The organism is Amycolatopsis dongchuanensis (genome assembly GCF_039542405.1).
In the GTDB taxonomy this organism is placed as follows: domain Bacteria; phylum Actinomycetota; class Actinomycetes; order Mycobacteriales; family Pseudonocardiaceae; genus Amycolatopsis_E; species Amycolatopsis_E sacchari.
Map to the genome: position 1 here is coordinate 1 of NZ_BAABIB010000163.1, position 22,105 is coordinate 22,105.

22 protein-coding genes and 1 pseudogene are annotated in these 22,105 nt (G+C 72.6%); 14 read left to right on the top strand and 9 right to left on the bottom strand.

The annotated features are described in order from the left end of the window. Nucleotides 1-96 precede the first annotated feature (96 nt). Entirely contained in the window at nt 97-1,413 is a 1,317-nt protein-coding gene (locus tag ABFX51_RS37195) for an alpha-L-rhamnosidase-related protein (RefSeq protein WP_346056612.1), read from the top strand. Nucleotides 1,414-1,472: 59 nt separating this feature from the next. Here ABFX51_RS37195 and ABFX51_RS37200 read toward each other — a convergent pair whose 3' ends face one another. Beyond that, entirely contained in the window at nt 1,473-2,465 is a 993-nt protein-coding gene (locus ABFX51_RS37200) for a carbon-nitrogen hydrolase family protein (RefSeq protein ID WP_091511336.1), read from the bottom strand. A gap of 82 nt (nt 2,466-2,547) precedes the next feature. Then, the gene (locus tag ABFX51_RS37205) at nt 2,548-3,507 is read right to left on the bottom strand and encodes an AraC-like ligand-binding domain-containing protein (protein WP_177228834.1); all 960 of its coding nucleotides are present in this window, start codon (nt 3,505-3,507) and stop codon (nt 2,548-2,550) included. 55 nt (nt 3,508-3,562) lie between these two features. Between ABFX51_RS37205 and ABFX51_RS37210 the strand changes: the two are divergent. Together ABFX51_RS37210 and ABFX51_RS37215 are read left to right on the top strand one after the other, a co-directional pair. Then, nucleotides 3,563-4,422: pseudogene (locus ABFX51_RS37210) on the top strand (Vgb family protein). A gap of 31 nt (nt 4,423-4,453) precedes the next feature. Further along, the gene (locus tag ABFX51_RS37215) at nt 4,454-5,254 is read left to right on the top strand and encodes an SDR family NAD(P)-dependent oxidoreductase (RefSeq protein ID WP_091511341.1); all 801 of its coding nucleotides are present in this window, start codon (nt 4,454-4,456) and stop codon (nt 5,252-5,254) included. Here ABFX51_RS37215 and ABFX51_RS37220 read toward each other — a convergent pair. After that, nucleotides 5,251-5,811, bottom strand: coding sequence for a TetR/AcrR family transcriptional regulator (locus tag ABFX51_RS37220; RefSeq protein WP_091511344.1), 561 nt, complete (start codon nt 5,809-5,811; stop codon nt 5,251-5,253). The genes ABFX51_RS37215 and ABFX51_RS37220 overlap by 4 nt on opposite strands. 199 nt (nt 5,812-6,010) lie before the next feature. Here ABFX51_RS37220 and ABFX51_RS37225 point away from each other — a divergent pair, with 199 nt between their 5' ends. The 3 genes from ABFX51_RS37225 to ABFX51_RS37235 are packed head-to-tail and all read left to right on the top strand — an operon-like array spanning nt 6,011 to nt 7,969. Next, nucleotides 6,011-6,724 carry a GntR family transcriptional regulator gene (locus ABFX51_RS37225; RefSeq protein ID WP_091511347.1) on the top strand — a complete coding sequence of 238 codons (714 nt, stop codon included), beginning with the start codon at nt 6,011-6,013 and terminating at the stop codon, nt 6,722-6,724. 32 nt (nt 6,725-6,756) lie between these two features. After that, nucleotides 6,757-7,761 (top strand): M48 family metallopeptidase, encoded by a 1,005-nt coding sequence (locus ABFX51_RS37230; protein ID WP_091511349.1) that lies wholly within the window; start codon nt 6,757-6,759, stop codon nt 7,759-7,761. Then, nucleotides 7,754-7,969, top strand: a complete 216-nt coding sequence (locus ABFX51_RS37235; RefSeq protein ID WP_091511352.1) for a hypothetical protein — start codon at nt 7,754-7,756, stop codon at nt 7,967-7,969. The genes ABFX51_RS37230 and ABFX51_RS37235 overlap by 8 nt, the downstream gene beginning before the upstream one ends. Before the next feature lie 110 nt (nt 7,970-8,079). Here the strand turns inward: ABFX51_RS37235 and ABFX51_RS37240 are convergent, their stop codons facing one another. Genes ABFX51_RS37240 through ABFX51_RS37250 form a run of 3 tightly spaced genes read right to left on the bottom strand, consistent with a single transcriptional unit; the run spans nt 8,080 to nt 10,175 of the window. Then, a complete protein-coding gene (locus tag ABFX51_RS37240) occupies nt 8,080-9,129 on the bottom strand; it encodes an LLM class flavin-dependent oxidoreductase (RefSeq protein WP_177228835.1) in 1,050 nt (349 codons plus the stop codon). Next, nucleotides 9,129-9,641, bottom strand: a complete 513-nt coding sequence (locus ABFX51_RS37245) for an SRPBCC family protein (protein ID WP_091511357.1) — start codon at nt 9,639-9,641, stop codon at nt 9,129-9,131. Before ABFX51_RS37245 ends, ABFX51_RS37240 begins: the two co-directional genes overlap by 1 nt. Before the next feature lie 24 nt (nt 9,642-9,665). Continuing rightward, on the bottom strand, nt 9,666-10,175 hold the full coding sequence (locus ABFX51_RS37250) for a winged helix-turn-helix transcriptional regulator (RefSeq protein ID WP_091511360.1): 510 nt from the start codon (nt 10,173-10,175) through the stop codon (nt 9,666-9,668). Between the two features lie 48 nt (nt 10,176-10,223). On the opposite strand from ABFX51_RS37250, the gene ABFX51_RS37255 reads away from it, so the two are divergent. Together ABFX51_RS37255 and ABFX51_RS37260 are read left to right on the top strand one after the other, a co-directional pair. Beyond that, entirely contained in the window at nt 10,224-11,192 is a 969-nt protein-coding gene (locus tag ABFX51_RS37255; RefSeq protein WP_091511362.1) for a pirin family protein, read from the top strand. Then, nucleotides 11,189-11,512 carry a GNAT family N-acetyltransferase gene (locus ABFX51_RS37260; protein ID WP_091511365.1) on the top strand — a complete coding sequence of 108 codons (324 nt, stop codon included), beginning with the start codon at nt 11,189-11,191 and terminating at the stop codon, nt 11,510-11,512. Before ABFX51_RS37255 ends, ABFX51_RS37260 begins: the two co-directional genes overlap by 4 nt. On the opposite strand, the gene ABFX51_RS37265 is transcribed toward ABFX51_RS37260, so the two are convergent. Next, entirely contained in the window at nt 11,504-11,959 is a 456-nt protein-coding gene (locus ABFX51_RS37265) for a carboxymuconolactone decarboxylase family protein (RefSeq protein ID WP_091511367.1), read from the bottom strand. The genes ABFX51_RS37260 and ABFX51_RS37265 overlap by 9 nt on opposite strands. 145 nt (nt 11,960-12,104) lie before the next feature. On the opposite strand from ABFX51_RS37265, the gene ABFX51_RS37270 reads away from it, so the two are divergent. Beyond that, a complete protein-coding gene (locus ABFX51_RS37270) occupies nt 12,105-12,932 on the top strand; it encodes an SDR family NAD(P)-dependent oxidoreductase (RefSeq protein ID WP_091511369.1) in 828 nt (275 codons plus the stop codon). Nucleotides 12,933-13,027: 95 nt separating this feature from the next. Then, nucleotides 13,028-14,533, top strand: a complete 1,506-nt coding sequence (locus ABFX51_RS37275; RefSeq protein WP_091511373.1) for an MDR family MFS transporter — start codon at nt 13,028-13,030, stop codon at nt 14,531-14,533. Between the two features lie 196 nt (nt 14,534-14,729). Here the strand turns inward: ABFX51_RS37275 and ABFX51_RS37280 are convergent, their stop codons facing one another. After that, nucleotides 14,730-15,977 carry a CoA transferase gene (locus tag ABFX51_RS37280; protein ID WP_346056613.1) on the bottom strand — a complete coding sequence of 416 codons (1,248 nt, stop codon included), beginning with the start codon at nt 15,975-15,977 and terminating at the stop codon, nt 14,730-14,732. Between the two features lie 118 nt (nt 15,978-16,095). Between ABFX51_RS37280 and ABFX51_RS37285 the strand changes: the two genes are divergently transcribed. From ABFX51_RS37285 to ABFX51_RS37295, 3 genes are read left to right on the top strand one after another with little or no spacing between them, the layout of a single operon-like run. Next, nucleotides 16,096-17,574, top strand: coding sequence for a PucR family transcriptional regulator (locus ABFX51_RS37285; RefSeq protein ID WP_177228836.1), 1,479 nt, complete (start codon nt 16,096-16,098; stop codon nt 17,572-17,574). Then, on the top strand, nt 17,571-18,416 hold the full coding sequence (locus ABFX51_RS37290) for a 5-oxoprolinase subunit B family protein (RefSeq protein ID WP_177228837.1): 846 nt from the start codon (nt 17,571-17,573) through the stop codon (nt 18,414-18,416). Before ABFX51_RS37285 ends, ABFX51_RS37290 begins: the two co-directional genes overlap by 4 nt. Further along, a complete protein-coding gene (locus ABFX51_RS37295; RefSeq protein WP_218153537.1) occupies nt 18,413-19,381 on the top strand; it encodes an acetyl-CoA carboxylase biotin carboxylase subunit family protein in 969 nt (322 codons plus the stop codon). The genes ABFX51_RS37290 and ABFX51_RS37295 overlap by 4 nt, the downstream gene beginning before the upstream one ends. Before the next feature lie 28 nt (nt 19,382-19,409). On the opposite strand, the gene ABFX51_RS37300 is transcribed toward ABFX51_RS37295, so the two are convergent. Further along, nucleotides 19,410-20,621, bottom strand: a complete 1,212-nt coding sequence (locus tag ABFX51_RS37300; protein ID WP_177228838.1) for an MFS transporter — start codon at nt 20,619-20,621, stop codon at nt 19,410-19,412. 436 nt (nt 20,622-21,057) lie between these two features. On the opposite strand from ABFX51_RS37300, the gene ABFX51_RS37305 reads away from it, so the two are divergent. Further along, entirely contained in the window at nt 21,058-22,092 is a 1,035-nt protein-coding gene (locus tag ABFX51_RS37305; protein ID WP_091511381.1) for a DUF4331 family protein, read from the top strand. Nucleotides 22,093-22,105 lie beyond the last annotated feature (13 nt).

A 22,105-nucleotide genomic window follows, 5' to 3' on the forward strand; every position in this document is an offset into this window, starting at 1 on the left:
CAGCATGCCCACACTTGATCAACTACGGCCAGCAGACGCGCCGATCATTTTGAAACGAGTTGTTACACCGGCTGGTTCGAGTCCTCCGACCCGCAGTTGAACCAGTACTGGTACGGCGCCGCCTACACCAACGAGCTGGTCACGGACACCTTCCGCGCCACCGACGCCGAGCCGCGCAACGCCGCCAGCCCGACGCTGGAGGGCAAGCTGGTGCTGCACGACGGCGCGAAGCGGGACCGCGACCCGTACGTCGGCGACGTCGGGGTCTCCGGCCGCACCACGTACCTGACCCACGACACCGCCGTGGCCGCGCGGAACGTGCTCGCCGACCTCGCCGACCACCAGCGGGCCGACGGCTGGATCCCGCCCGCGTCGATCAACGACTACACGCTCCCGTTGTTCGACTATCCACTGTGGTGGGTCACGTCCAGCTGGGACTACGTGCTCTACACCGGGGACACCGCCTACGGCGCGCAGTACTACGGGGCGCTGACCAAGACACTCGACGGCTGGTACCCGAGCGTGACGGACTCCCGCGGCCTGTTGTCGCGCCCGAGCGGCTACGGCGACTACGCGTTCCTGCCGCGTGACGGCGAGGTCACGTACTACAACGCGCTGTACGTGCAAGCGCTTTCCGACGCCGCACAGCTGGCGAAGGCGCTCGGGCGCCAGGCCGACGCCGACCGCTGGCAGCAGCGGGCGCAGGCGGTTTCCACGGCGATCAACACGTACCTGTGGGACCCGGCCGCGGGCGCGTACCTCGACGCGGCGAACGGCCCGGTTCGGCACGGGCAGGACGGCAACAGCATCGCCGTCGTGGCCGGTGTCGCGGACCAGGCGCGCGCACAGTCCGCTTTGGACTACCTGGCCACGCACACCGCACTGCCGTACGGGAACGCGTTCATGGACAACGACACCCTGATCGGCGAAGGCTCGAAGCGCGTTTACGCGTTCACGTCGTACCCCGAGCTGCAGGCGCGGTTCCGGACGGGCCAGGCGGATTCGGCGATCGACCAGATCAAGCGGACGTACGGCTGGATGGCGGGGCACGACCCGGGCGTGACGGACTGGAAGGGCATCGGCCCGGACGGCTCGCTGTACGAGGGCGCGTACACGTCGGCGGCACACGGCTGGTCGACGGGCGTGCTGCCCGCGCTGACGAACGACCTGCTCGGCGTGACGCCGGTGACGCCGGGGTTCGCCACGTGGTCGGTCGAACCGCACCCGGGTTCGGTGGCGTGGGCGCGTGGTCAGGTGCCGACGCCGCACGGGCCGTTGACGGTGAGCTGGCGCCAGACGGGCCGTGGGCTGTCGCTGACCGTGACCGCCCCGAAGGACACCTCGGGGACGGTGGTGGTGAACGGAAAGCGCTTCACCGTCCGGGGCGGCACGCACTCGTTCACCGTGCGCTGAGGGGACCCGTGGCTGCCGGTGGGGGCGCCGGCAGCCACGGTCAGGTATCGCCGACTTCCTCAGTCCACCTCCACCACGACCGGCTCGACGTCCTCGAATTCGGCTCCACTGTGGACGATCCGGGGGTTCGGCGAGAAGTTGACCTGCAACCGGAACACGTCCGGCCGGGAGTAGTGGCCCACGGGATCCGCGGCGGACTTGGCGATCGCGATAAGCGAGAAGTCGAGGTCGGCGAACAGCAGCCCCTCCTCGGTCTCGCCCAGCGGCTCCGCCAGTTCGCTGCCCTCCGGCCCGTAGACGCGGGCGAAACCACCGCCCTGCAACAACAATTGCTTCTTCCCCTCCGTGTCGCAGAACAGCTCGTGCGCCGCCTCGCCCACGACGGCACACGGGGCGAGCACGAACGTCTGCCCCTCCACCGCGTAGACGAGGCTCGCGGCGTTGTTCACCTCCGGCCCGAGCGCCTTCGCCGCGCCCCGGTACACCGAAAAGCTCGGCCACGAGCCGACGTGGATCTGCTCCCCCAGGCTGTACATCGTGTACTTCGTCAGCGGCTGGAAGTGCTCCCAGCAGTTCAGCCCGCCGAGCCTGCCCAGCTTCGTGTCGTGCACCTGGAGATCACTGCCGTCGCCCTCGCCGAAGACGCTGCGCTCGACGTGCGTCGGCTTGAGCTTGCGGCGCACCGACAGCACGCGCCCGGCGTCGTCGATGAACGCCTGCGCCATGTACAGGCTGCCGCCGGCGCGCTCGCTGAACCCGAGCACCACGTGCACGCCGTGCTCCGCGGCGGCCGCGGCGATGCGGGTCATTTCGGCGCCGTCGCGGGTCATCGACTGCTCGCTGTACCGCGGCACGAACCGCATGCCCCACGCGGGCGAGTCGAGCCAGATCCACCACGGGTAGCCGGGCAGGAACGTCTCGGGGAAGGCGATCAACCGGGCACCGCCCGCGGCGGCGTCCGCGATCAGGCCGACCACCTGGTCGACCCCGGCGGCCAGGTCCAGCCACCGCGGCTCGGCCTGCACGACGGCCACACGCACCTGTTCTGTCACGGGAACCTCCGGAGTGAGCGGGAAACCTGGCGCCCACTATCGGCCGTCCGGCCGGGGTTGCGGACCGACAGCCCGTGCCAGGTCACCGACCGGCCGTGCCACGCCATTCGCCGGGCGTGCGGCCGGTCTCCTGCCGGAAGACGCGGTAGAACTGGCGCTCGCCCGCGAACCCGCACGCGTGCGCGACCGATTCCAGCGGGCGCCGGGGATCGGCGCGCAGCAACGACTTCGCGTGTTCCACGCGGATGCGGCGCAGCAGCGCCAGCACACCGCCCGGGGTGTCCTCGAACAGCCGGTACAGCGTGCGGCGGGAGATGGCGAAGGCGCGCGCGACGTCGTCCACGGACAGTTCGGGATCGGTGTGAGCGGTGCGCAGGAACGACGACACGCGCTGCCGGTCCAGCACGTTCCCGCGTGGGGCCCGGCCCGCGGACAACGCGAGCGCGGACGCCATCAGCCCGCGGCCCTGCCCGGCGAGCGCCGCCGCGCCCAGCGGGTCGGCCTGCTGGAGCCGGGCCAGTCCCGCGAAGAACTGGGCGACGACCCCGGCCGGGCTGGTGCCGCCGAGCTTCACGGCGGTGACCCCGCGGGCGTCCCGCAGGCCGGTCTCGGCGAGCATCCCGGTGAGCGGCACCTGGACCACGACCTGCTCGAAGGCGTCGTCGAAGTGCAGCGTGTACGGGCGGGTGCTGTCGTAGAGCGCCATTTCGCCGGGGTTCAGCTCGGCGACGCGCCCGTCCTGCTCGACCCGGCCCCGCCCGGCGAGCTGGATGCTCGCGAGCAGGTACTCCTCCCCCGCACGAGCGATCAGCTGCCGCGTGCGCCGGACGCGCTGGCCGCCCGCGTGCACGGTGGTCATCTCGAACGAGCCGAGGTCGGCGTGCACGAGCCGGCCCGCGAACCGGCCCGGCCGCGTGGGCGCGGCGGACAGCTGCACGAAGGTGTCGCAGATCAGGTCCCGCCAGTACTCGAACGCCCGCGAGTCGGCGACCGCCGACGTCGTCCACACGTCGGCGGCGCCGGCGGGCTGCGCGCCGCTCATCGCTCGATGATGCGCCACGGGACGGGCGGTCACAAGGGGATGGCACAGTGGCGGCATGCGTTGCGAAGAGATCTCCCTGCCCGGTTCCGGCCCCTACGGCGTCACGACCGGACCGGACGGCGCGCTGTGGGTGACGCTGGTCCACAGTGGTCGGATCGCGAGGGTCGACGGCGGGGAGGTCGACGTGTTCGACGTGGGCGACGGGCCTTCGGTGATCACGGCCGGTCCGGACGGTGCGTTGTGGTGCACGCTGCTGCGGGAGCACGCGCTGGGGCGCGTCACGACCGGCGGCGAGGTGCGGAAGGTCGCGCTGGCGCCGGGGTGCGGACCGTACGGGATCACCGCCGGTCCCGACGGGGCGTTGTGGTGCACCGAGATGAACACCGGCCGAGTGGCGCGGGTGACGGTGGACGGTGCGGTCACGGAGTTCCCGCTCGGCGTCGAGGACAGCTACCCCTCGGCGATCGCGGCGGGCGCCGACGGGGCCCTGTGGCTGACGCTGAACCAGGCGGGCGCGCTCGCGCGGGTCACCGTCGACGGGCAGGTGGAGTGTGTTTTCCGCTGCCCACGGCACAGGCCGCGCCGGTCGGCATCGCGTGCGGGCCGGACGGCGAGGTGTGGTGCACGGAGATCGCGGCGGGATAGCTCGCGCGGCGTCGCGCGGACGGGCGGATCGAGGAGTTCCCGCTGCCCGACCGCGCCGCGCGGCCGCACGCCGTCGCCGCCGATGGGCGCGGCGGGTGCTGGTTCACGGAGTGGGGCGCGAACCGCGTGGGCCACCTCGACGCCGACGGCGCGTTCGAGCACCTGACCCTGCCGACGCCCGAGTCGGAGCCGCACGGACTGACGGTCCGCCAGGACGGGACGGTCGCGGTGGCACTGGAGGCGGGGAAGGTCGCGTTCGTCTCCGCCTGAGCCACAAGTCTACAGGTGTAGACTTAGCCTCATGAACCTCGATCTGCAGGGAAAACGCGCCCTTGTCACCGGTTCGAGCGCCGGGCTCGGGGCAGCCACCGCGAAGCTGCTGGCCGCCGAGGGCGCCGCGGTCGTCGTCCACGGGCGGCACGAAGACCGCGTGCGGGCCGTCGCGGAGGCGATCCGCGCGAACGGCGGGACCGCCGACACGGTCGTGGGCGACCTCGCCGGCGACGAAGGTGCCGCCGCCGTCGCGCGGGCAGCGGCCGCACACGGCCCCATCGACATCCTCGTCAACAACGCGGGTTTCTACCGGCACGTGTCGTGGGCGGACGCCACGCCGGCCGAGTGGAGCGACACCTACAACGTCAACGTCGTCTCGGGCGTCCGGATGATCCGGCACCTCGTCCCCGGCATGCGCGAACGCGGCTGGGGCCGGGTGATCACGATCGGCGGCGGCCTCGCGATCCAGCCGATGAACGCCCATCCCCAGTACAACGCCACGCTGGCCGCCCGGCACAACCTCGCCGTGTCGCTCGCCCGTGAACTGCGGGGCACCGGCGTCACCTCCAACGTGGTCTCGCCGGGCGCGATCCTCGTCGAGGCGACGCGGGACTACGTGCTGGGGCTCGCGCCGGACCGCGGGTGGGGCGCCACCTGGGAGGAGGTCGAGCCGAACGCCGTCGAGGCCTTCCTCCCGAACGACCAGCAGCGGTTCGGCCGGCCGGAGGAGATCGCGGCGGCCGTGGCGTACCTGTGCAGCGGCTACGCCCAGTACGTCAGCGGGGCGACCATCCGCGTCGACGGCGGCCTGGTCCGGTCGGCGTTCTAGGGCTCCACGAGCGGCTGGAGCATGTCGCTCAGCAGGTCCGCGAGCCGGTCGTTGCCCGCTCCGGCGAGGGCACCGGTGCCGATGACCGCGCGCAGGAGCCAGGTGCCCGCCGCCAGCGCGAGCCCGAGCTGGGCGCGCACCTCGGCGTCGGGACCGTCGAGCAGTGCCGCGAAGCGGGCGCCCACGTGCGTTTCGATCCCCTCGCGGACGATCTCCGCGGCCTCGGGGTCGGCCGCGGAACGCAGCATCAGCAGGAACGGGTCGAGCCGTTCCGCGCCGGGCGCCGTGCGCTCGGCGAGCGCGTGCCCGAAGGCGTCCGGCAGGCCGCGGCGCTCGTCCCCGACGATCGTCGGCGGGGCGAACGACCGGTGCACCGCCTCGGCGAAAAGTCCCTGTTTGGAACCGAAGTAGCGGTTGATCATCATCGCCGTCACGCCCGCCCGCTCGGCGATCTGCCGCACCCCCGCACGGGCGTAGCCGTGCTCGGTGAACTCGACGACCGCCGCGGCGAGGATCTTTTCGCGCGTCGCGTCGGCGTCACGTCGGTGCACACTCATGGCCCGAGCCTAGGCAAGGCGCCGTTCATGGTGACCCCGCAGGTCCACCACGACCTTCAACTGCGCCCTGCCGGTGAGGGCGGCCTCCACCGCGACCAAGTCCCGCGCTGTCCTTCTGTTGTGGTGCGGCTGGGACGCGGTATACAAGTACTGCCATACATGTCCTGTCAAGACCTGTCGTCCCCGGTAAGGTGGGCCAATGGCGAGAGCAGCGGGGAAACCTTCGGCACGCGTCGTCGTGCACCGGGAGCTGAGGAACCGGATCATCACGCTGAAGCTGCCCCCCGGTGCGCCCCTGTCGGAGAACGAGCTGGCCGCGGAGCTGTCGGTGAGCCGGACCCCGGTGCGGGAGGCGTTGCTGCTGCTCGCCGAGGAGGAGCTGGTGCAGGTGTTCCCGCAGCTGGGAACGTTCGTGTCGCGCGTGGACCTGCAGCGCGTGGCGGACGCCCAGTTCGTCAGGGAGGCCGTCGAGGTGGCGTCGCTGGCGGACGCGGTGGAGCGGCTGGACGACGGCATGCTCGTCACGTTGCGGCGGTTGCTGGACGAGCAGCGGGCGGTCGACGGCGACGTGGAGCGGTTCTTCCAGCTCGACGAGGAGTTCCACCAGCTGCTGCTGACCGCGGGCGGGCACGGGAACGCGTGGCGCACGGTCGTTTCCGCCAAGGCGCACCTCGACCGCGCGCGGCGGCTGGGGATGCGCATGGTCAGCCCGGTGTCGGCGCTGATCGACCAGCACACGGCGATCGTGGACGCCCTCGCGGCGACCGACTACGAGGCGAGCGTGGCCGCGATGCGGGCCCACCTGCGCCTGGTTTTCCAGGACGTGGAGCGGATCAGGAGCCGCTCGCCGGAGCTGTTCGCGACGGACGGCAACCAGCGGCCCGTCCGGCGCACGGTCACCGCCTGGGCCTGAAACACTTCGCCCGCCGGGCCGATCTCCTTCCCGTGGAGATCACGCGCGCCCTCGTGCGCTTCCCCGGCATCAGCCCGCGGGCCTACGAACACCCCGTCGACCGCGGCGCGCTCGCGACCCTGCGGGCGGTGCCGGGGTTCGCGCAGGTGCTCAAGACGGTGGCCGGCGCGTTCAGCGAACGCGGCGAGCGGCTGATGGCGCTCGCGTCGGCGATCCGCGTCGGGCCGCGGCAGTACCCGGAGCTGGACCGGCTGCGGCACGAGTGCGCGGAGGTGCTGGACCTGGAGCGCGTGCCGAACGTGTTCGTGGCGCGGGACCCGGACGTCACCGCGATGGCGATCGGGATGGACGAGCCGTTCATCGTGCTGTCGAGCGCGGCGGTCGACCTGCTCGACCTGGACGGGCTGCGGTTCGTGCTGGGGCACGAGATGGGGCACGTGCTGTCCGGGCACGCCGTGTACCGGACGATGATGTTGCGGTTGCTGCAGGTGCAGGTGTCGATGGCGTGGCTGCCCGCGGGGGCGCTGGGGTTGCGGGTGATCGTCGCGGCGCTGCGCGAGTGGTTCCGGAAGGCGGAGCTTTCGTGCGATCGCGCGGGCCTGCTGTGCGGCCAGGACCCGGCGGCGGCGTTGCGGGTGCACGTGCTGCTGGCGGGCGGGGTCGATCCGGGGCGCGTGGACGTCCGGTCGTTCCTGGAGCAGGCGGCGGAGTACGAGTCGGTGGAGGACGTGCGGGACAGCCTGCACAAGCTGCGGTACGTGGAGGGGATGAACCACCCGCTCGCCGTGGTGCGGGCGGCGCAGCTGCAGCGGTGGGCCGCGGGCGAGGAGTACCGGGCGATCCTGGCGGGCGAGTACCCCCGCCGCGAGGACGACCAGCCGGCCACCGACTGGAGCGAGGACCTGAAGTCGGCGGCCCGCTCGTACAAGGAAGCACTCGCCACGTCGGCGGACCCGCTCGCGAAGGTGCTGAACGAGGTCGGGGAAGCGGTTTCCGGCGCGGCGGGGAAGGTGTGGGGCCGGTTCGCGCGTGAGTGAGGCGGTGCTGTGGACCGGTGCGGCGGACCGCGTTGTGCGGCGCAAGCTCGTCCTGGTCAGCCTGCTCGGCGTCGCGGTTTGGTTCCTGTCGCACGGGAATGCCGAGGACCTGGCCGCGAACGACGACCCCAGCGAATGGCTGGCGGACCTGGACGAGCCCGTCCTGCTGCCCGACGCGTCGATCGGTTTCGGAGGCCACCGTTGGTGAGGATCGCGTTCCTGGCATTGAAGGCGGGTCGTTGATCTTCTCGACCTCGACCGTGCTCGCGGATCTTCAGAGCCAGCGCCAGGCCCACCGCGAAGCCCGGCCCTAGAACCTCAACCCCCGACCTCCCGCACCAACTCCACCGCCCGCCCCAGCGTCTCGAGCTTCTCCCCCAGCGTCTCCCCCGCCGGGTACAACCGCACGGTGTTCACGCCTGCATCGCGCCACACGGCCAACCGGCGACGCACCATCTCCTCCGTGCCGATGAGCGTCGTGGCGAGGACCATTTCCTCCGTCACCAGCTCGGCGGCCCCCTCACGATCCCCCGCCTGCCAGCGCCGCCGGACCTCCGCCGCCACCTCCGCCCAGCCCTGCCTGCCGTACGCGTCCGAGTAGAAGTTCGTGCCCGCCGAGCCCATGCCGCCGAGGCTGAACGCCAGCTCCTTCTTCCGCCCCGCCACGTACACCCGCAACGCGTCCTCGTCCTCGACGAACGCCACTTCCGCGCCCTGGCACACATCCAGCGACGCACGCGACCGCCCGGCCCGCGCCAATCCCTCGTCCAGGTGCGAAAAATACGCCTGCCCCGCGCCTTCCGGCACGAAACTCGTGCCCAGCCAGCCGTCCGCGACCTCGCCCGTCAACCGCAGCATCGCCGGGGACAGCGCCGCCACATAGATCGGGATTTCGTGCTCCGGACGCGCCGACAACCGCATCGGCACCGCGTCGCCACCCGGCAGCGGGAGTCGAAACTCCTTACCCTCAAACGAAATCTTGCCGCCGCCGAACGCCTGCCGGACGATCTCCACCGTCTCCCGCATGCGCGCGAGCGGCCGCGCGAACGGCACGCCGTGCAGCCCCTCGATCACCTGCGGCCCGGACGCGCCCAGCCCCAGCAGGAACCGACCCTCCGACAGCTGCGACAACGTGATCGCCGTCTGCGCGATCGCGACCGGCGAGCGCGTGCCGAGCTGGATGACCCCCGAACCAAGCAGGATCCGTTCCGTCCGCGCGGCCAGGAAACCCAGCGGTGACGGCGCGTCCGAACCCCACGCCTCCGCGACCCAGCACACGTCGAGACCCAGTTTTTCGGCCTCTGCCACGAATTCGACCGTCTCGCGCCACGGCCCACCGGACGCCTCGATGGTCGTCGCCGTGCGCATCACGCACCGTCCTCGGCGAGGTCCTTCAGCGCGGCGAGCGTGTGCTGGATCGCGCCTTCGAACTCACGCAGCCGGACGAACACGATCTTCTGCTCCTTGTCCGGCATCCGGTCGATCGCGACCGACAACCCGGACCGGCCGGGCCCGAGCTGCATCCACTGCGTCAGCCGCGTGCCGCCGTCCGCCGGTGCGAGCGTGAAGCGCCACACCGCGGCCGGTTCGTCCACATCGGACACCGCCCACGCGAACACCCGTCCCGGCTCACACTCGACGACGTGCGACGTCGTCTCCCAGCGGCCGAACGCCTCGTGCTCGCTCCGCCCGACAAACCGCGCGCCCACGGCCGGCCCGGTCGCGCCGTCGAGCCACTCGGTCTCCCGCAGCTCGCTGCTGAGCGAGGGCATCAGGCCGATGTCGCTGACGAACCGCCACACCCGCTCCGGCGGCGCGCCGATCCACGTGCTCGCCTCGACCGTCGGGCAATCCGCGTACCGCGCGCCGGTCCACTCCATACGAGGAGAGTTGCTTAGATGGACTCAGCTTGTCAAGGGCCGGTTGAACCGCCGTTGGACGTCCGGCCGCGCGGCGAGCTTCGGCGGGTAGCCGGGTCCGAACCGCATCCGGACGTCCTCGGCCTCCAGCGGCTCGCGGCACTGCGCGCACACCACCTCGGCGTGGGTGTCGTGCCCGCACGCGTCGTGGTGGAAGGTCACCGGCGGGCCCGCCTCCTCCGCGAGCCACCGGTCACCCCAGCGCGACATCGCGGCCAGCACCCCGAAGAAGTCGCGCCCCTTTTCGGTCAGCACGTAGTCGTACCGCACCGGTTCCCGCTGGTAGGCGCGCTTCTCCAGCAGCCCCTCCTCGACGAGCCGCCGCAGCCGGTCCGTCAGCGTGGTCCGCGCGATGCCCAGCTCCCGCTGGAACTCGTCGAACCGGCTGATGCCGTAGAAGCACTCCCGCAGCACCAGCGGGGTCCACCAGTCACCGAGGAGGTCCATGGTGCGCGCGATCGAGCAGGGCCAGCGCGCGAACGAGGTACGCTTCATGACCGCAGGGTCTCACGAGAAGACCCAGCAGGTGACCGGAAGGACCGCATGAGCAACACCGAGACCGCACCCGCCGCGCTGGTGTGCGGGGACGGGGGCGGCACGGCCACCGTGCTCACCCCGCGTGACGTGCCGCTGGGCGGGCCGCGGGCGATGCGCGTGCGCCGCACGCTGCCCCAGCGCGAACGCTCGCTGATCGGCGCCTGGTGCTTCGCCGACCACTACGGCCCGGAGGACGTCGCCGCGTCGGGCGGCATGGACGTCGCGCCGCACCCGCACACCGGGCTGCAGACCGCGAGCTGGCTGTTCAGCGGCGAGGTCGAACACCGCGACAGCCTCGGCACGCACGCGTTCGTCCGGCCCGGCGAGCTCAACCTCATGACCGCGGGCCACGGCATCGCGCACTCGGAAGTGTCCACTCCGGACACCACGACGCTGCACGGGGTCCAGCTCTGGATTGCGCTCCCCGCCGGGCACCGGGACGACCCGCGGGACTTCCAGCACTACGCGCCCCCGCTGACCGGGCTGCCGGGCGCCACCGCGCGGGTGTTCCTCGGCAGCCTCGCCGGCAGCACCTCCCCGGTCGCGACCAGCACTCCCCTGCTCGGCGCGGAACTCACGCTCGAACCCGGCGCCCGGCTGTCGCTGGAGGTGGACCCGGCCTTCGAACACGGCGTGCTGCAGGACACCGGCAGCGTCACGGTCGCGGGTGCGACGCTGCACAGCGGTGAACTCGCCTACCTCCCGCCCGGCGCCGGCCGCCTCGACCTGGCGGCCGACGAACCCGCCCGGGTCCTCGTGCTCGGCGGCCCGCCGTTCGGCGAGGAGATCGTGATGTGGTGGAACTTCGTCGGCCGCAGCCACGAGGAGATCGCCGAGTTCCGCGAGGCGTGGCAGGCCGGCTCGGACCGGTTCGGCCGGGTCGAGGGCTACCCCGGCGACCGCCTGCCCGCGCCCGAGCTGCCCCGCACCCGCATCCTGCCCCGCCGCAACCTCCGGCACGAGGAGATCCGATGAGCACGACCGTCCGCCGCAACGAGGACGAGCACCGGTACGAGATCACGGTCGACGGCGAGCTCGCCGGTTTCGCGTCCTATGTGGACAGAGACGGGCAGCGGGTCGTCTACCACACCGAGGTTTTCGACGCGTTCGCCGGCCACGGCCTCGGCACGAAGATCGTCACCGAGGCGCTCGCCGACATCCGCGGCGAGGGCAGGCGGCTCGTGCCCGTGTGCCCGCTGTTCGCGGCGTACCTGCGCAAGCACCCGGAGCAGGGCGACATCGCCGACCAGGTGCGCCCGGAAACGCTGCGCTGGCTGGAGGAACGGCTAGGCTGACAGACCGGTGACGGGGTGCCTGCTGCCGATCGAGACGCGGTTGAACGCGTTGATGGTGACGACCACCCACTCCACGGCCGAAAGCTGGTCCGGCGTGAGCACCTCGGCGGCCTGCGCGTACGCCGCGTCCTGAGCCGCGGTGTCCGGCAGGGTGGTCAGCGACTCGGCAAGGCGCAGCGCAGCGCTCTCCACCGGCGAAAACAGGTCGGTCTCGTCCCACGCGGGGAGCACGGCGAGCCGGGTCTCACCCAGCTTGTGCAGCGCCTCGGTGTGCAGGGCGAGGCAGTAGGCGCACCGGTTGAGCTGGGAGACCCGCAGGTTCACCAGCTCCACCAGCCCGCGGTCGAGCCCGGCCTCCCGTGCCGCCGCCCGCGCGGCCTTCGCCACGTCCAGCAGCGCCTGGTACGCCCGCGGGTGCTGCTTGTCGACGAAAACGCGCTCGGTCATGCCTCATGCTAACCAGGCCGAAACGGCCGAAGGTGGCCCTCCTTGTCCCCCGACAACGGAGGCGCTTTTCGCGGCCCCGCGAGCCCCTTGCGACTGGTGAAGTGGTTGGTGCCAACGAAAAAACCTGAGGAAAGGAAAGCCAACCATGTCCGTCTGGTTCGTCACCGGTGCCTCCCGTGGTCTCGGCGCGGAGATCGCCCGCGCGGCGGTCGCCGGGGGCGAGGACGTCGCGGTGGCCGTCCGCAACCCGGACCGCCTGCCCGAGGACCTGAAGGGCCGCGTGTTCGCCGTCGCGCTCGACGTGACGCGCGCCGACGACATCCCCGCCGCTGTGCGGCAGGTCACCGACCGCTTCGGCCGCATCGACGTGCTGGTCAACAACGCCGGCCGCGGCCTGCTCGGCGCGCTGGAGGAGATCACCGACGCCGAGGCCCGCTCGCTGTTCGACCTCAACGTCTTCGGCCTGATCAACGTCACCCGCGCGGTGCTGCCCGTCATGCGGGCGCAGGGCGGCGGCAAGCTGGTGCACATCGGTTCGCGCTCCGGGTTCGAGGGCGAACCGGGGGTGAGCATGTACAGCGCGTCGAAGTTCGCCGTCGCCGGGATCAGCGAGGCGCTGTCGGCGGAGCTGGAGCCGTTCGGGATTCAGAGCATGGTCGTGGAGCCCGGGGTGTTCCGCACCGACTTCCTCGACCGGTCGTCGCTGTCCGTGGCCGCGCACCGGATCCCGGAGTACGACGGCACGCCGGCCCACGCGACGCTGGACTGGATCGACGAGGCCAACCACACCCAGCTCGGCGACCCGGTCCGCGGCGCCGCCCTCATCCACCGCGTGACCAGCGGGGACAAGCTGCCCCAGCACCTGCTGCTGGGCCGCGACGCCTTCGACCGCTGGGAGGTCAAGGTCGCGCGGATGGCCGACGACATCGCGCCGTGGCGTGACGAGTCGGTCGCCACGGCCCACGAGGAGTGACCGCCGAGGGCGTTCCCGGGGATGTCCGTTTCGTCCTCCCCGGGAATGCCTCGCGGCGGCACGGAGTTGTCCCGTCTCGGCTGAGAGGGGTCGAAATGGCGGTGAGCGGTGTCGGACTGCGTTCGGAGCGGGGCCCGGTCCTCGTGGCGATCATGCTCAGTACCGGGCTCGTGGCGCTCGACTCGACGATCATCGCCACCGCCGTCCCCTCGGTGGTCCGCGACCTCGGCGGCTTCTCCCAGTTCCCCTGGCTGTTCTCGGTCTACCTGCTGACGCAGGCGGTGACCGTGCCGCTGTACGGCAAGTTCGCCGACTCGCTCGGCCGCAAACCGGTGCTGTTCTTCGGGATCGGCGTGTTCCTGCTGGGCTCGGTGCTGTGCGGGGCGGCGTGGAGCATGCCGGTGCTGATCGCCGCGCGCGCGGTGCAGGGCATCGGGGCCGGTGCCGTGCAGCCGATCAGCATGACCGTCGTCGGTGACCTGTACACGCTGGAAGAGCGGGCACGCGTGCAGGGCTACGTCGCGAGCGTGTGGGGCATCGCGTCCGTGCTCGGCCCGGCGCTGGGCGGGTTGTTCGCCGAGTACCTGTCGTGGCGGCTGATCTTCTTCATCAACCTGCCGCTCGGCGCGGTCGCGGTGTGGATGCTGGTGCGGCACTTCCCGGAGTCGGTGCGGCGCCGGGCCCACCGCGTCGACTACGCCGGGGCCGCGTTGCTCACCGGCGGGTTCTCGCTGCTCATCCTGGGCCTGCTCGAAGGTGGCGTGGCGTGGCCGTGGCTGTCGGTCCCGTCGCTGGTGATCTTCGTGTTCGCCGTGGTGCTGCTGGCGGTGTTCGGTTTCGCGGAACGGCGGGCCGCCGAGCCGGTGCTGCCGCTGTGGGTGTTCAGCCGGCGCGTGCTCACCGGCGGCAACCTGATCGCGTTCGTGGTGGGGGCGCTGCTGATCGGGCTGAGCTCCTACCTGCCGACGTACGCGCAGGGCGTGCTCGGCACCGGGCCGGTCGTCGCCGGGTTCGCGCTCGCCGCGCTCACCGTCGGCTGGCCGCTGGCCGCCACCGTGTCCGGGCGGATCTACCTGCGGATCGGGTTCCGCGACACGGCGTTGATCGGGATCGTGTTCGTGATCGCGGGCGCCGCGCTGACGGCGCTGCTGCTGCGCGAGGGCACGTCGATCTGGGTGGCGGCGGGGGCGTCGTTCGTGCTCGGCGTGGGGCTGGGCCTGTGTGCGAGCCCCACGCTGGTGGCGGCGCAGTCGACCGTCGGGTGGTCGCAGCGCGGGGTCGTGACGGGCGCGAACATGTTCAGCCGCTCGCTGGGCAGTGCGGTCGGCGCGGCGGTCTTCGGCGCGATCGCCAACGCGACGCTTGCCGCGCGGTTCGCCAGCCCGCCCGCCGGGGTGTCGGCCGAACTGCCGCGCAGCGCCGACGCGACGAGCCTCGTGCTCGGCGGCCAGCCGGAACGGGCGGACGTCGCGGCGTACGTCCGCGAAGCCCTGCAGGCCGCGACGCACCACGTGTTCCTCGGGCTCGTCGTGCTGGGCGTGCTCGGGATCGGCGCGCTGGTGCTGATGCCGCGGCGCGTCGAGCCGGTCACCGAGGACTGATCACCCCAACCCCAGCTCCCGCGCCACCCGCGCCGTATCCGCACCCGGCTCCGGTGCCCGCCCCGCCGGCCGCCGAGCCGTGTCCGCACGGCCAGTTCGAGGGAACCCACGAGCGCCGCGGCAGCCTGAGCCCGCAGAGGCAGCTCCGCCGTCCCCCACCGAGGCGGCACGCCAGCGCAGCGAGCACGACGACTGATCACCCCAACCCCAGCTCCCGCACCACCCTCACCGTGTCCGCACCCGGCTCCGGCGCCCGCCCCGCCGGCCGCCGCGCCACAGGCGGAGCCGGCGACGGCGCCACACCCGGCTCCAGCGAACCCATCAGCGCCGCGGCCGCCTGAGCCCGCAAGGGCAGCTCCGCCACCCAGCGCCCACCACCCAGGCGGCACGCCACCGCGGCGAGCGCTGCGTGCACCCCGGCCAGCGGCTCCGCGATGGCGTCCCCGCAGGGCGCGGGCACCCCGGCTTCTGCGTCGAAGGCCACCAGCCCCACCGCGGCCGCCGCCTCGTCGCCCGAGCCGCCGTCGATCCGCACCCAGCAGGCGCCACCCGCCCCGCGACGGCCCGCGTTGTCCTCCGCCCAGTCCGGCAGGGCCACGTCCGGGGCGGCCCAGACACCCCCCTCCCCGTCCTCCAGGACGATGTCGGCCTTCCGCAGCAGGCGGTCCAGCCCCCGCTCCCCGGGACTGACCGACTCCTGCCCCGCGTGCAGCAGGTCGAAGAACTCCGGCGGCCCGTTCCTGGCCGGGTCCGGGCGCGCCGGGTCCTCCACCTTGATCACCCGCGCCCCGACGAGCGTCAGCAGGTGCCCGCACAGCGCCCCCGCCCAGCACGACGTCAGGTCCACGACGACGGTCGCCGGGAAGTGCCAGTGCCGGCGAGGCACGAGCCCCGGCCGTTCGACGGAAAGCGCTCTCCGCACGAGTCCATTGAGGACGATCGGCCAGTCCGGCTCGCCCTGGGCGGGTGCGGCCGGGACGACGAAGCGCCCGTCCGCCGAGCACGGCGCGTTCCGGTGCAGGCCCGCCAGCGCCGCCCGTTCCGCCAGCACGCGGGGGCCCGGCAGCATCACCGCCCGCCCGCCGACCCGCGCCAGCAGCTCCGTCGCCAGCAAGGCGCCCCAGCCCAGGCTCGCGGGCTGCCCCGGGCAGCGCAGCGGCGGCCCGTCCCGCCGCCCGGTCAGCATCATCGCCCCCGAGGAGGCCCAGTCCTCCAGCGCCGTCGTGTCGACCGTGCGCACCACGGGAATGTCCACTGTGGAGGGCACAGCACCCGAGGCGTCGATGACGCCGTCCGCCTCCCGCCACCCGTCTTCCCCGGTCTCGGCCACCGCGCCCAGCGACGCGAGCAGCCGCCCGGCATGGCGCACCGCCGCCCCCGACCCGCACACGGCGACACGCAGCCCGCGCAACGGGCCGCCGCTCTCCGGGCTCCAGCCGGTCATAACGCCCGATTCTGCGCCTCCCCCGTCCCGGCCGCCGCCCCGTCCCGCGATCGGGTGGCGCCCGGCCACTGTGGACGGGTTACCGTTCCCGGAGGAGATCCCGGACCGAGGAGGCGAGGTGCGTCCCACCGCGGCGTGGCTGCTCGACCGGCGTGAGCTCGGCCTGCGGTCGCTGGTCGACGCGGACCTCACCCGGCCCATCCGCTGGGTGCACGTGAGCGAACTGGCCGACCCGACCCCCTTCCTGTCCGGCGGCGAGTTCCTGCTGACCGTCGGGCTCGCGGGCGGCTGGAGCGCCTACGTCCGCAGGCTGGCCGCACACGGCCTGGCCGGGCTCGGTTTCGGCGTCGGCTTCGGGCACGACGAGGTGCCCCGCGACCTGCTCGCCGCCGCCCGCCGCCACGACCTGCCGGTGCTGGAAGTCCCGCACTCGACGCCGTTCATCGCCATCAGCGAGGTCGTCGCCGCCGCCATCTCCGGGGCACACGACCGCGCCGACGCCGTCGACGCGCAGCGCGCCCTCATCGCGGCCGCCCTCGACGGCGGCGGGCCCCGCGCGGTCCTCGACACGCTCGCCCGCGCGCTCGGCTGCTGGTGCCTGGTCCTCGACGAACGCGGTGGCCCGCGGCACGCCTCCCCCGCCACCGCCCGCCGCCACGCCGACCGCCTCGGCCTGGACCTCACGAGGCTCGGCTCGCCGGTGCGGGCCGCCTCGCTCGACCTCGGCGAGGACCAGGTCGCGCTCCTGCCGCTCGAACCGGACGGCGGGTTCCTCGCGGCCGGGCGGGAAGCGCCGCTCAGCGCCGCCGAGCACGCCGTTCTGACCAGCGCCGCCGGCCTGCTGTCCCTCGACCTCGCCGCGCAACGCGACGTGGCGAGGGCGCGGCGCAGCGCTCGCCGCGCCGTGCTGCGGCTGGCCTCCGACGAACACCCCGAGCTGACGCGGACGGTCGCCCGCACGCTCGAAGTGCCGTTGCCCGCCGCGCCGATCCGCGTCGCCGTGCTGGGTGCCGGCACGGACAGCGGTGGGCTGCTGCGTGCCGCCGAGGAACACCAGGGCCTCGCGCAGGCGAACGCGCTCGTCGTCCCGCACGAACAGCACACCGTGGTCGTCGTCCTGCCCGTCGCGGAAGGGGACCTGCAGGCACTGGAGGAGGTGCTGCACCGCGTCTCCGGCTCGCGGGGCGTGGTCACCGAAGGCGTCGGCTTCGGTGACCTGCCGGATGCGCTGCGCCGCGCCCGCTCCGTGTTCTTCGGCACCCCCAAGGGGGAACGCCTCCTGCTCGCCAAGGACGCCGCGACCGCGGGCCTGCTCGCGCAGCTCGACACGCCGGGGGCGCTCGGCTGGGCCGACGCCCTGCTCGAACCACTCGCCCGGCACGCCACCCGGTCCAAACTGGACCTCGTCTCGACGCTGCGCGTGTTCCTGGCCCACAACGGGCACATCGACGCCTCCGCCGCCGCGCTCGGCATCCACCGGCACACGCTGCGCTACCGGCTGGGCCGCATCGTCGAACTGCTCGGCACCGACCTCGACGACCCCACGGCCCGGGCGGAGCTGTGGCTGGCGCTGCGGTTGCGGGAGGCGGGCCGGTGAAGATCCGCTACCGCACCGCGGGCGAGCGGTACGTGCTGGTCGAGTACGGCGACGCGGAACTGGACCTGCGGCTGAACTTCTTCGTGGTGCGGGCGCTCGCCGGGCTCAGCGAGGACCCGCCACCCGGGTTCGTCGAAGCCGCACCGGGTTTCCGCTCGATCCTCGTGCGCTTCGACCCCGCGCGCACCAGTCGGGCGGCGCTGCTCGCGCACCTGACCGTGGTGCACGAACGGCTGCCCGACATCTCGTCGCTCGTCGTGCCCAGCCGCCGCATCAAGCTGCCGATCGCGTTCGACGACTCGGCGACGCGGCGCGCGGTGGAGCTGTACGCGGCGACGATCCGGGCCGCGCCGTACACCCAAGGCGGGAGCAACGTCGACCACATCGTCGAGCAGAACGGGCTGCCGGACCGGGAAGCGTTGTACGCCAAGGTGCTGGGGACGCAGTGGTGGACGGCGTTCACCGGTTTCTCGCCGGGCCTGCCGTTCACCTTCTCCCTGCGGGAACCGACCGGGCTGTCGGTGCCGAAGTACAACCCGGCGCGGGCGTGGACGCCGGAGGGCGCGGTCGGCATGGGCGGCCCGTCGCTCGCCGTGTTCCCGGTGGACTCGCCGGGCAGCTACCAGTTGCTGGGCCGCACGGTGCCGATCTTCGACGTGCTGGCCCGCAACGACGTGTTCGCCACGTCGCCGTTCCTGTTGCGCGCCGGGGACCGGCTGGAGTTCGTGCGGGTCGAGGAAGCCGAGCTGACCGAGATCCGGCGGCTGGTGCTGGAGAACCGGTACCGCTACGAGGTCGTCGAGGAGCCGTTCGTGGTGGCCGACTACCTGGAGGGCCGGTGACGCTGGAGATCCTCGATCCGGGGCCGCAGGCCACGATCCAGGACTACCCGGGCCGGGTCGGCCTCGCCTCGCGCGGGTTGTTCCCGGCCGGGCCGGTGGACCACCTCGCGTTCCGGCTGGCGAACCTGCTGGTGGGCAACGATCCCGGCGCGGCGGGACTGGAGATCCCGTCGGGCCGGTTCACCGCGCGGGCGCGGTTCGCGGGCGTGGTCGCGTTCTGCGGCGCGGGTACGCCGACGGTCAACGGCAGGCCGGTGCCCCTGTGGGAAGGCGTGCCGGTCGAACCCGGTGACGTGCTGGCCTCGACCGCGCCGGAGGGCCCCGGTTTCCGGTTGTACCTGGGGGTTTCCGGGGGCATCGACGTGCCGCCGGTGCTGGGGGCGCGGGCGCTGCACACGATGGGCGGCATCGGCGGGCTCGACGGCCGCCCGCTCATCCGCGGCGATCTGCTGCCGGTCGGCCGCGGCGAGCCGAGGCGGCTCCGGGTGCCGCAGTCGCTGCGGCCGCGGTACCACCAGCACTGGGAGCTCGAAGTCGTGCGCGGCCCCCACGCGGACCCGGAGTTCGTGACGCCGGAGGACTGGCGGGAGTTCACGAGCGCGCGGTGGCGGGTGAACCTGAACTCCGGCCGGCTGGGCGTGCTGCTGAACCCGCACCGGTTCACGTGGGCGCGCCAGGACGGCGGCATCGCGGGCGACCACCCGTCGAACGTGCTGGACGCGAGCTACCCGTTCGGCGGCGTGATCGTGAACGGTGACGTGCCCACGATCCTCGGCCCGGACGGCCCCAGCTCCGGCGGCTTCACCGTGCTCGCGACGGTCACGCACGCCGCGCTGTGGCGGATCGGCCAGCTGCGGCCGGGGCAGGACACGGTGCGCTTCCGGGAGGTGGACCCGGAGGAGGCGGACGCGCTGGCGGCACACACGGAGTTCGTGCTGGACCCCGCCCACCTGGAGGAATGCTGAGGTCGGACCGCTGCCGATCCCGCATCCGTCAGCGCACACCGCTGACGGCGACGTCCCGCGAGCGACGGCCCGCCTTCACGATGCCGGACAGCGAGCCGATCAGGAGCGCGACGCACAGCACGGCGATGACGGGAGCGAGCCAGGCGATGGCCACCTTGAGGCCGAGCGCCGTTGCCAGCGCCCCGGCTCCGACGGCCACCACCGTCTGCAGCAGGTAGCTGACCAGATACACCAGGGAGAAGGTCCGGGCACGGTGCGAGGGCGGTGCCTCCTTCGCCGCGAGACTCACCCCGCCGCTGAAGGCGAACGAGTACCCGACGCCGGAAACCACGCACCAGAGGAGGAACATCGCGAACGAACCGGTCTCCGCGGCGATGACCACGGGGACGAGGCCGAGCAGTGACACCACCGCCCCGACCAGCGTGGCGACCACCGGCGGAAACCGGCCCACCAGCACCGCGGTGGCGCCGATGACCGCGCACGAAAGACCCAGCAGGAGACCGACGACGGACAGGTCGCCGGTGCCGGCGAGCTGGCGCGCCATCTGCGCGCCGAGCGACATCACCACGGCTCCCACGGCGTAGGCGACGACGACGCCTAGGGTCGCGGTGACGACCGCACCGTGCGTGCCCGGCGCTATCGCGGGCCGCCCGGGAACGGGCCGGGCCGCGTCCGGCCGGTCGTCCGGCGTGCAGTACACGAACACGAAGGCGAGGAGCGCGAGCGCCAACGTCACCAGGTGGGTGAGGACCAGCGGCAGCGGGAGCAGCTGCGCGAGCACCCCGCCGACCACGAGCGACAGGGCGAGCCCACCCGAGGTCGACGCCGTCGTCACGACACCCGCCGCGCGCGGACTGTCGAACACCGTGTTCTCCACCAGCGAGGCGTTGGCGGCGGAGAACGCGAAACCGACCCCGAGTCCCTGCACCGCGCGGCCCAGGAACAACACCGCGACGGACGCCGGAACGGCGAAGACCGCGGCTCCGACGGCGATCAGGGCCACCCCGATGAGCATCGCGCGCCGTCTTCCCAGCACATCGGACAGTCCTCCCGCGAGGAGCAGCACGACGAGCAGTGCCAGCGGGTAGGTCGCGAACACCGAGGTGGTGACCACCGGCGGAAGCCGCCATTCGGCGGCGTACAGCGGGTACAGCACACTGGGCGCGCCGCTGCTCCACAGGCAGAGCGCGAGGACGAAAGCCGCGGACCAGAACGTTCCGCGACGGGTGCACAAGGGCATTCTCGGTACTGCTTCCTCCGGCACACAGGGTCCGGTCATCGTTGGGGGTGTCACCGGCGGAGGTCAGCCGCGCGTCGATCACGGTCCCCTCCACCCACTTCTGCTGAATCCGCCCGTCCCTGCTCCGGCTTCCTCCGCACCGTCCGTCGGGGGGACCCGGAACAGCACGCGGTGACTGGTCACGGGCAGCGTGCCGTCCACCACGTCCCGAGTGGACGGTTCGCCGTAGCGGGGCATGAAAAATCTTCTTCTCCGGGCCGTCGATCCCATGATCCCCGCCGGAAGCGGCGGCGACCTGAGTCGTTCGACTCCACCCCGCACCGTCGCCACCGAACAGGGTCAATCGCCCGTGGAGCGCGGAGGAATCGGACCGGGAAGGTGGCGCTGAGGCCATTCCGGCCCCGCCAACCCACACCGGACAGGAAGTGAGCACCCGATGTCACACCACCTCGATTCGCCCCTCGCCCGTCAGGACGTCCGGCTCGACATCACCGATCTGTACGTCTTCCGCGGGGAGACCGGAACCGCGCTCGTCATCGACGTCTCCCACTCACTGGGCGAGCCCCCGGTCCCCGGTTTCCACCCGGAGGGCATGTACGAGTTCAAAATCGACCTCGACGGGGACGCCGTCGAGGACGTCACGTACCGGCTCGTGTTCGCCGAGCGGGACAGCTCGGGTGACCAGCGCTACTCGGTGCGCAAGATCACCGGTACCGACGCCCGGGATCCCTTCGCCGGTGGCGACCTCATCGCGGAGGGGACGACCGGCGGCGAGGTGCGCGGACGTGGCGGCGAGCGGCTCTGGGCCGGGAAGGCCGGCGATCCCTTCTGGATCGAACCGACCGTCCTGCACGCCGTCGGTCACGCGGTGCAGGACGGGACGAGGGTCGAACTCGGAGCGTGGACTCCCGCCGAGGCCGTGAACCTCTTCGCGGGACACACGGTCCACTCGATCGTCCTGGAGCTGCCCGACACCGAATTCGGCGAGGGCCAGCGCATCGGCGTGTGGGCGGTGGCGAGCCTGCAGACGGACGCCGGCGGCTGGCGGTCGGTCAACCGCGTGGGTCTGCCCATGATCCACCCGCTGTTCACGCAGTTCGACGAGCGGCTCGGTGACGACCTGAACGCGGGCCGCCCGGTCGACGACCCGGCGACCTACGGCCCGCTCCTCACCAGGAAGATCGCGGGTATCGTCGCCGCGTACGGAACGGCGGAAGATCCCGGGGCGTACGCGCGCCGGGTCACCGAGCGCTTCCTGCCCAACATCCTGCCCTACACCGTGGGCAGCCCCGCGTCTTTCGGCTTCCTCGAGTGGAACGGCCGCGCCCTGACCGACAACGCGCCGGACGTCATGTTCTCCACCGCCGCGAACACGCCGGTCGCTCTGGGCATCGGGAAGGAGTCGGTGGCAGCGCGCCCGTCGTCCCGTTTCCCCTACGTTCCCCTCGGCGCGGTCACATCCGGTGCGTGAAGGGAGTTTTCCG